This is a genomic window from Flavobacterium sp. UBA7682 (assembly GCF_002482945.1).
In the GTDB taxonomy this organism is placed as follows: domain Bacteria; phylum Bacteroidota; class Bacteroidia; order Flavobacteriales; family Flavobacteriaceae; genus Flavobacterium.
Genome location: NZ_DLGY01000022.1, coordinates 23,412 through 29,562, shown reverse-complemented (window position 1 = coordinate 29,562; position 6,151 = coordinate 23,412). Strand labels below are relative to the sequence as shown.

General features: G+C 37.2%; 8 protein-coding genes. 5 read left to right on the top strand and 3 right to left on the bottom strand.

Going from position 1 to position 6,151, the window contains the following annotated elements:
- The 5 genes from B3C16_RS05835 to B3C16_RS05815 all read left to right on the top strand — a co-directional run.
- Positions 1-202, top strand: a 202-nt coding sequence (locus B3C16_RS05835) for a T9SS type A sorting domain-containing protein (protein WP_291129772.1), incomplete at its 5' end; no start/stop codon positions are given.
- 1,683 nt (positions 203-1,885) lie between these two features.
- Positions 1,886-2,647: a hypothetical protein gene (locus B3C16_RS05830; protein ID WP_121314491.1), complete on the top strand. Its 762-nt coding sequence runs from the start codon at positions 1,886-1,888 to the stop codon at positions 2,645-2,647.
- The gene (locus B3C16_RS05825; RefSeq protein ID WP_291129769.1) at positions 2,647-3,042 is read left to right on the top strand and encodes a DUF5675 family protein; all 396 of its coding nucleotides are present in this window, start codon (positions 2,647-2,649) and stop codon (positions 3,040-3,042) included. The genes B3C16_RS05830 and B3C16_RS05825 overlap by 1 nt, the downstream gene beginning before the upstream one ends.
- Positions 3,043-3,054: 12 nt before the next feature.
- The gene (locus tag B3C16_RS05820) at positions 3,055-3,849 is read left to right on the top strand and encodes a hypothetical protein (protein ID WP_291129767.1); all 795 of its coding nucleotides are present in this window, start codon (positions 3,055-3,057) and stop codon (positions 3,847-3,849) included.
- A 10-nt stretch (positions 3,850-3,859) separates the two neighbouring features.
- Positions 3,860-4,078 (top strand): hypothetical protein, encoded by a 219-nt coding sequence (locus B3C16_RS05815; RefSeq protein ID WP_291129764.1) that lies wholly within the window; start codon positions 3,860-3,862, stop codon positions 4,076-4,078.
- Positions 4,079-4,296: 218 nt separating this feature from the next.
- On the opposite strand, the gene B3C16_RS05810 is transcribed toward B3C16_RS05815, so the two are convergent.
- The 3 genes from B3C16_RS05810 to B3C16_RS05800 are packed head-to-tail and all read right to left on the bottom strand — an operon-like array spanning position 4,297 to position 6,137.
- Entirely contained in the window at positions 4,297-5,586 is a 1,290-nt protein-coding gene (locus B3C16_RS05810; protein WP_291129761.1) for a PcfJ domain-containing protein, read from the bottom strand.
- Positions 5,587-5,590: 4 nt separating this feature from the next.
- On the bottom strand, positions 5,591-5,941 hold the full coding sequence (locus B3C16_RS05805) for a PcfK-like family protein (RefSeq protein ID WP_291129759.1): 351 nt from the start codon (positions 5,939-5,941) through the stop codon (positions 5,591-5,593).
- Positions 5,942-5,957: 16 nt separating this feature from the next.
- Positions 5,958-6,137, bottom strand: a complete 180-nt coding sequence (locus B3C16_RS05800) for a hypothetical protein (protein WP_291129757.1) — start codon at positions 6,135-6,137, stop codon at positions 5,958-5,960.
- Positions 6,138-6,151: the final 14 nt, after the last annotated feature.

Sequence of the window (6,151 nt, the reverse complement as noted above, 5' to 3'; positions counted from 1 at the left end):
CTTGATTGATTTGACTACAGAGAGTCAATCATCAGTAAGTATCAAGGTTTATGATATGGTTGGAAGATTAGTAGAATCACATGAGTCAAAAGCCTCTAACTTAAGTTCTTTCCCAATAGGAGATAGATACCCAAGTGGCGTTTACAATGTGGTTGTTACTCAAGATGAAGAGGTGAAAACCCTTCGAGTGATTAAAAGATAAGATAATTACAAATTACGAGATACTAAGCATTAAGTAAAGCGTATTAAGATTTTTAAATCCCTGTCTCGGTAAACGAGATGGGGATTTTTTTTGATAAAAAAGAGTGTAAAGTTAGCTAACGGTTTTTATTAAGGATTGGGTTTTCTTATCCTTTTCTAGATTGCCTTCAGTTGTTTGAAGTCCTTTGATAAGCTCAGGATGACATCTTCTTTTAGCCGATTGGCTTTGTCATTTTCTCGCAAAGATGCAAATATTTATACAATTTTTTTTATTTGAATTGGCTCTAGTTCGCAATAGTTTACAATGAGTTATAGGGATTAGCTGCGCTGTTCCCAGAGGGAGAACCTTGCAAAGGAAAACCCTAATGCCTTTTTCAAAGGCATTGGTTTTTTATTTTAAAGCAGCTTACACACGAGCGAAGCGACTGCCGAAGGAAAAGCGAGCTTTTGACAGGATTACCTTCGGTGAGCCCTGAAGGGGAACCTAGCAAAATTTGATATTAAGAGGAGGAAGCCCGGTGGGCTTCAGGTACACGAACTTTAGTTCGTAATAAATCTCGGGATTAGCTTCGCTGTTCCCAAGAGAGGTACCTGAGCAAAGATAAACCCTAATGCCTTTTTCGAAGCCGTCGGTTTTTTATTTCACAGCCACTTACACACGAGCGAAGCGACTGCCGAAGGAAAAGCGAGCTTTTGACGCGGCCATGAAATAAAAAACCCGAAACTTTCGTTTCGGGTTTTCCTTTGCATTTGATATTAAGAGGAGGAAGCCCGGTGGGCTTCAGGTACACGAACTTTAGTTCGTAATAAATCTCGGGATTAGCTTCGCTGTTCCCAAGAGGGGTACCTGAGCAAAGCAAAACCACAACAGCTTTTTCAAAGCCGTCGGTTTTTTATTTCACAGCCACTTACAAAAGCGAGCTTTTGACGCGGCCATGAAATAAAAAACCCGAAACTTTCGTTTCGGGTTTTCCTTTGCGGAGAAAGAGGGATTCGAACCTCTTTTATAATGCTAACGTTTATGGGCTTTCGCTGTAATCATGGTTGATAGGTCACGAAATAGGTCACTATCAAATTGTGATAAAGAACATTAAATTGTATGCCCAAATATAAGCATTTCTATATTGATATACAAGGGAAAGTTCATATTTTGAACGGGTTATTGAACTGGTTTGAAAGCTTCTCAAAGTATCAGTAGATCCAAATCTACTCTCTTTACCCTACTACATGCAACGCTTAACTTCTTCTACCGGAAGCCCTGAATACTTAGAAAATTCCTCCACTGAAATATATTGATGATCTTCTTTATTCAGATGCTTCTTAATCTTAATTAAATACAACCTGGCTTGGGTGTATTCTTTTCCCATTATGCGTTGAACATCTTTCGGATACATGCACACTCTTGAGTTGCTTGCTCCCATTTCAACAATTGATACTTTAACTATGCCTTTGGTATGGATTTGCTATGATTCATCCATTCTTGACAAAACTATAAAATTTCCTGAAAACCTCGTTTATTATTATTGGTGGTTATAGCCGATTATTGGTGGCTATTGATTCACACCCTTTGAAATGTCCCGCCAATACTGGAAACTTTGATTAAATCATTCAAAAAATTAGTTGCAACGATTCTGAAAAATGATGGAGTAACAAAAAAGAATATTAATCAAAAAGTTTAGAAATTATGGCAAGACAGAAAGGCATAATTAAACTAAAAGGTACTATCGGAGGTATTACCTTTTACAAAACCTCGCAAGACGGGCATCTTGCCCGCGAGAAAGGAGGTATCGAAAAAAGTAGGATTGAAAGTGATCCTGCGTTTCAAAGAACTCGCGAAAACGGTTCTGAATTTGGACGGGCTGGGAAGGCCGGAAAATTACTTAGAACTGCATTGAGAGCTTTGCTATTGAATTCTGCTGATGGCAGAATGGTAAGTCGACTTACGAAAGAAATGGTTAAAGTTATCCAAGCTGACTTAGTTAGTGAAAGAGGTCTGCGAAATGTAATTGACGGTGAAGCCGAATTACTTATTGGGTTTGAATTCAATATCAGAGGTAAGCTTGGCACAAGTCTTTATGCTCCTTATACTGGTGCAATAGACCGTGTTAGTGGTGAAATTACAGTGGATATTCCACCGTTTGTTCCGATTAACATGATTGCGGCTCCGTCAGGGACTACGCATTATAAGATTATTTCTGCCGGTGCAGAGATTGACTTTGAGGCGGAAACCTTTATTGAGCAACACTCTGAGACAGCTATTTTACCTTGGGATGCTGTGGCGACCGTTGCGGTTGCGCAAACTAATCAAGTTACAGCTGCGAGTACTAAGCCGCTATTCCTTGCTTTGGGAATTGAATTTTATCAAGAGGTTAACGGTCAAATGTACCCACTTAAAAACGGTGCATTTAACCCATTATCGATTGTTAAGGTTGACAGCGGTGTGTAATGGTTCTCCTAATTACCAGAACTTATTTCCCTGAAGGAACTAATGGAAATCTTGAATTTGAGGGCAAATTGATTTGTAAAACAATTGAATTGCCTTGGAAGGAAAATCAGAAAATGATTTCCTGCATTCCGGAAGGGAAATATTTATTACAAAAGCGGTACAGCAAAAAGTTCAAATGGCATATTGAAATAGTGAATGTTTCAAATCGAAGTTCGATTTTGTTTCATCCTGCCAATAATGCCATCAAAGAACTGAATGGCTGCATTGCACCGGTTACAAAGATTTCGGGAGCCGGTTTAGGTCTACTATCCCGAAAAGCTTTTACCAAGCTTAGAACTATTGTTTATAAAGCTTTGGATGAAAAGCAACGAGTTTTAATCATTATCAAATCTTAAATTTTTATTATTATGAAAACAAATTTTTTAAATAAACTGAAACAAGGATTGTTTCTTTTAATTGCCGTTCTAGGAACATTTATCAGCTATGCTCAACCCACTCAGACCACCACAATTGGTGGTAGTAAAACACCCGATACTGGCGGATTTTTTGATATCGGAGGTAAACAGAATCCCGAACCAACCCTTTTAACTAATTTGACTGGCGAAACACAATGTACGTTTGCTTTTTTAAATGAAACTGGTGGACGAAATGGGACTGGTACTTCAAGCGATACTGGACAAGTAGATAATCCAGATGATTTTGACGATTTGGATACTGGCGGCAGAGGCGCGAACACAAACACAGGCGAATTTGCTCTTTCAGATATAGGTGGAAGAGGTACTTCAACCGATACGGGACAAATTACTGCGAGTGATGATTGGGACTTTTTCGATATTGGTGGAAGAAGTACTGGCGGTGAATTTTCTGCACTTGATACCGGAGGTAAAAATTCGACAGGTGGTCTTGAAAACACTTGTACCATTTGCCCAGAGACAGGTGGTGGAAATGGTGGAAAAAGCACCACAGGAGAATATGCTTATTCTGAAATTGGTGGTAGGGATTCTGGTGGAGGCTTAAATCCTTTAGATGACATTGGTGGAAAAGGTGGAACTGATACAGGTCAGTTTACTATTTATGACATTGGAGGACGCAATACAAATTCAACTGGAGAACTTGCAAATCTTGATACTGGCGGAAGAGGAAATGAACTTGGTGGCGGATGTATTTTTGACGGCTTCTGCCTGATTTACACTCCTGAATAAAACCTAGATCATGAAACTTGTTAAAAGAGCGCAAGCTCCAACTCCGAAATTTTTTAAAGTGCTTCGAAATGTTGGTTTGGTTTTGGCAGCTGTTGGTGGAACTATCTTGGCGGCTCCAATTGCTTTGCCAGTTTTAGTTACTTCAGTTGGTGGCTATTTAGTTGTTGCCGGTGGCGTTGCCTCGGCAGTAAGCCAACTAACAACTATAGGAGATAATGCAAACAAATAGCCATACTTTAATGGGTACTGTCGGTGGAACATTTTTGAGTATTATACCCAATATTCAATCGGCGGATGTTTTTAAAACTGTTTTACTAGCTGCTCTCGGTGCAGTTGTCAGTTTTACAATATCACTAGTACTTAAAAGTATTATAAAGAAGCACAAAAAGTAGTTTGACCTTTGGGTTAAACAAAAGAAAGCCAAGTCGAAAGACCTGGCTTTTTTTGTTAGCAAGCTGTTTTCATCCTTGCCCTTATTTGAGGAAGATTTTTGTTGACTAGCTTAATAATCTCTTTGTTATACTTAGTTGCCTTATTGCCTTTGCCCCGCGATTGAAGAATCTCAAGATTTTCAAGAGAAACTTGGATTGTTTCAGTATGAACGCCATTTACTTTTGCTGAAAGAATAAGTGAATTTTGCTTTTTGTAGTATTCATTAGTAAACACACAATGATTGTGAATACAGCCCTCTTCCAAAAATTCCTTTATGGTTTCAATTACATTTATTGAAATGTTTTTTTCAGTAAACACTAATCCGAGGAATTGCTTTTTAGCTTTGAAGTAATGTCTTTGGTTTTTGTCAATTTGCTTTTTGTTCTCCTCAACAGTATTTTTCCAAATTTCTTTTACCTTTTTAGCCATCAATTTGTCGTGTGCCTTTTTTAAATCTAATGGACAAACATATTTTGGACTTCTAATATCTTTCATAAAATGTTCAAGCAAATCGATGTAATCAATCCATAGTTTTGCATCTTTAATTTGGTAGTTGTTTCTGATGCAGATTTTTATTGCATTCCAATAAGTTCCTGTCGGTTTTAAACTTGTATTTCTAATATGATAATATAGCATATCTTGTTGATTGGCTTTTAGCAAGGTTTCAGCGATACTATCGGATAGAATCGCTTTAAAAAGAATTTGAGGTGCAATACCATAGAATTTACCTTTAAAGCCGTTTCGCTTTATTATTGGAAGCACTTTTTTGTTTGGCATTACATAACTTGGACTAAGATAAAATCGCCTGTTCTCACTTTTAGATTTGAGTGATAGCTCACTATAAACTATCCATTGGTCATAGTATTGCGACATACCCATTACATTTTTTGATATCGTTCGGGTTTTTCCGAATTCATCAATGAATAACTGCATTACTTCATGCGCAAAATAAGAGCTATTACAATTCTTTCTCATTGTTTTTGTCATACAAATCATTCTGACAATCTGGAAATTATCAGCTGATGTAATTATTTGGTAATAATCTGTTTCCTTTAATCCGTTGCTATATTTATCAGTTACTACCAAGCTTTTAGCGCATCTTTCGCATATAACTTTTTTCAATTTCTTTGTGTCATTAGTTTTCCAATCATAACCGCATTCAAGACAGAAAATACTTTTTCTTGACTGAACGGCGTAGTTCGCAAAGCATTTTGCAAATGCTAATTCATTTTGCTGTTGTGTAACTTGAGGTAAGTTCTTACTCAACTCAACTATTTTAATTTCGAGTGCCGTTTTTGGTATCATAGCGTTACAGTTTGAATAATGAAGTTTGATTAGCATCACCATTTTTGGTTGATGATTTTGGAAAATCGTTTGTGCGAGCAGCAGCTATTGAGCGATTTACTACTACTTTGGCTTTTATTGGCTTACCGATTTCGACTGTTTCTTCATCATAATAGTGGATTGCCATATTGAAAATTTCATCGTCATCGAAGCCTTGTCTTTGGCTTTTCTTTACTTCGTTGAGAATGTATGTAGCACAGTCATCAATATTTTTGTACGGCTTGCTAAATGTTTTGGCAAACAAGGCATCATTGTTGGCTAATTCTTGCAAATGATTTACAATTGCTTCTTTAAATGGGTCTGTCGTTTCTTCCATGGCTTATACTATTTGGTTAGTGTTCTGAACATTGGTTTAGAGTAACTTCTTCAATTACTATTTTTGAATTGTGGGCGAACAAATTGTTGTATTTCGCGCAATCCATAGCTTTTTTTCGGCAATCGAAAACACCAAAAAAAACTCTTGATGATTTCATTTTCCAGTTGTCGGTTTGGTAGAGGATAAATAGTGTCATAATTTTGTTTTTAA